Source organism: Streptomyces sp. NPDC002130 (genome assembly GCF_040296465.1).
Lineage (GTDB): Bacteria > Actinomycetota > Actinomycetes > Streptomycetales > Streptomycetaceae > Streptomyces.
Map to the genome: position 1 here is coordinate 1 of NZ_JBEOXI010000545.1, position 2,528 is coordinate 2,528.

General features: G+C 62.1%; 3 protein-coding genes. 2 read left to right on the forward strand and 1 reads right to left on the reverse strand.

All coding sequences use genetic code 11. The features are described from left to right. The first annotated feature begins 513 nt into the window (after positions 1 to 513). Positions 514 to 1,326, forward strand: coding sequence for a DUF8548 family protein (locus ABT116_RS42515; RefSeq protein WP_351645960.1), 813 nt, complete (start codon positions 514 to 516; stop codon positions 1,324 to 1,326). Continuing rightward, a complete protein-coding gene (locus tag ABT116_RS42520) occupies positions 1,301 to 2,068 on the forward strand; it encodes a TioE family transcriptional regulator (protein ID WP_351645965.1) in 768 nt (255 codons plus the stop codon). Before ABT116_RS42515 ends, ABT116_RS42520 begins: the two co-directional genes overlap by 26 nt. Here the strand turns inward: ABT116_RS42520 and ABT116_RS42525 are convergent. Beyond that, positions 2,028 to 2,528, reverse strand: a 501-nt coding sequence (locus tag ABT116_RS42525) for a TetR/AcrR family transcriptional regulator (RefSeq protein ID WP_351645970.1), incomplete at its 5' end; no start/stop codon positions are given. The two genes, ABT116_RS42520 and ABT116_RS42525, sit on opposite strands and share 41 nt — an antisense overlap.

The following is a 2,528-nucleotide window of genomic DNA, read 5'->3' on the forward strand; positions in this document are numbered from 1 at the left end:
CTGGTCGTGCGGGACTGTCCCCCATCGACGCCGAAACGGCGCCCACCCTTCGAGTCGCGTCCGTTTCCTGTAGGTGTCGTGTCATCGATCGTCACGCGTACGTCCTCTCCTGGTCACCTCTGCGGCGAGGTGGGATTTGCGGTGTGCTGCCCGGCTGAAGTGCTCGCGAATTCGTCGAGAGAATCGACGGAGTCAGGGCGTTCGTGCAAGACAAGGTTTACACAGAATCATGAGGATTTCCTCACGTTTGTCGGCGCCCTGGAAATCTGGACTTTCAGGGCCGTGATCTTCCTCACGGGACTTCGAGAAAGTGACTCGTGAGTAGGTCGCGAACGCCCTGCCTGGGACTGTTACCGGGATTTTCAGAAACCTGAGGAACCCCTCATATTTATTGTTACCAATTCGTGACCTCCTTGACGGACAGTCGATCCCGTGCGTTCGCGGCCACAATCTGTCGGACCCTCTCGCTACGTTCAGCGCGTCCACACAGGACAACTTCTCGGGGGAGAAATCATGAAAGACACAGACGTAGCCAGGGCGGTCGAATTCATCGCCGCCGAACTTCCGCGCGAGGCGTGGCCGCATTGGAATCAGGGATGGCCGCGCGAGTCCGAAGCCGCCCTTCTCGACGCGATCTTCTCGTCGCGCGCCGCCTACGGAACGCCGAAGACCGGAGTCCGCGCCGTCGTCGACCGTTGGCGCACACACCGCTCGGTAGCCGCCGGCGAACATCTCGACAGCCTGTCCGCTCTCGCCGCCTTCACCGACCGTGGCGACGAACTCGCAACGGTTCTCGGCAATCGCCAGCGCGTGCCGGGCAACTACTCCACCAAGGCCGAAGGTGTAGCTCGCGCAGCCAAGGCGCTCGTCGACGCCGGTTGCCGGTCCAGTTCCGACGTCGAGGACACCGAAAGCCTCCGCTCGGCAGTCGTCTCCGTTCCGGGCCTCGGCCCCAGGACCTTCGAAACGCTGGTGTTCTTGTCCGGGAAGTTGTCGGCAACCTCGATAGATCTGCTCGCACGGTTCGCCACCGAGGCGAGCAGCAGCGAGGAATTGTTGTCGAGCACCGACGCAACCGAATTGCTTGTTGCGGTGTCGGAACACCTCGACGTCGATGTTCGGACACCAAGACTTGCCGCGTCTTCGAGTTGGCGGCCGAACTCACTCAGCGCTGGGGCAGTGGACATGATCATCCCTTTCGAAGGTGGACTGCCTTCGACAGTATCGTTGAAGGTTCGAGTGAAACTTTCACGAAAACTACCTGGGGTATACCGTGAAAAGCCTCAATCGGAGGTGATCAGTGCGGCCCATCGACCTTGCCCGTGAACACGGGTTGTCCGCGCAGGCGATCCGCAACTACGACGATGCCGGCGTCCTTCCTTTATCCGAGCGCAGCAACCACGGCTACCGGCGATACACCCCAGTGCACGCACAAGCCCTGCGTACTTTCCTCGCATTGCGCGGCGGTCACGGGCACCGGCGGGCCACGGAAATCATGCGTGCGACCAACCAGGGCGACACCGAGTCCGCCTACCGCCTGATCGACAGTGCGCACGTAACGCTGCTCGCCGAGCGAGGAACTCGCACCGAGGTAGCCACTGCGCTGGGGACTCTGTCCACCACAGCACCGGCACAGGTACACGGTCCAGCGCTGACGGTGGGTGAGCTCGCGCGCCGTCTCGGCGTTCATCCGGCGACACTGCGCACATGGGAAGAGCACGGCATCCTGCGTCCCGAACGCGAACAGGCAACGGGTTATCGCGAATACGGTCCCGAGTGTGTGCGCGACGCCGAGATCGCACGGCAACTGCGGCGCGGCGGCTACCGACTGTCGCAAGTCGCCCAGTTTCTCGATTCGCTGCGCGAGGCCGGCGGAGCAGACGCATTGTCAGCGTTCCTCGAATCCTGGCAGGACCGGCTGACCACACGCAGTCGCAACCTTCTCGCCGGCGCGGCTCAGCTCGATGCCTATCTCACGATGCTGGATCAGACCTGGCTGCGTCGTCGATCACCGAACGATCAAGAAGTCAGTTCACAAGCCGCGCAAGGCTCCTCACCATCTCACTGACGGTGTCCGTCGACGGCCACGGAAACTCCGGGAGATCCGCACGCAACATCACCTGTCCGTGGAGCGAGGTCCAGATCGACACCGCATCGACGAAAGTATCTGTGCTGGTCGACTTCCCAGCATCGACACACGATTCGAGATTGGTCACCAGCGTGTTGAATGCGGCCAGCCCTCGCGTATCCGATTGTGGAGACTGACCTTTCGGCCGAGACCACCCGAACAAGACCCGATACCGAGCAGGCTCGGAGATGCCGAACTCGACGTATGCCGAGCAACCAGCATACAAACCCTCGACAGGGTCGGCGTGCGCGGCAACGGCGTCGGCCACCGCGAGATGCAACTGCTCCAGCGATTCGGAGACCACCGCTTCGACAATGGCGTCGCGATCGGAAAAGTGTCCGTAGATAGATGGTGCGGATATCCCGACCTCGCGAGCGACCGATCGGAGCGTCACCGCCTG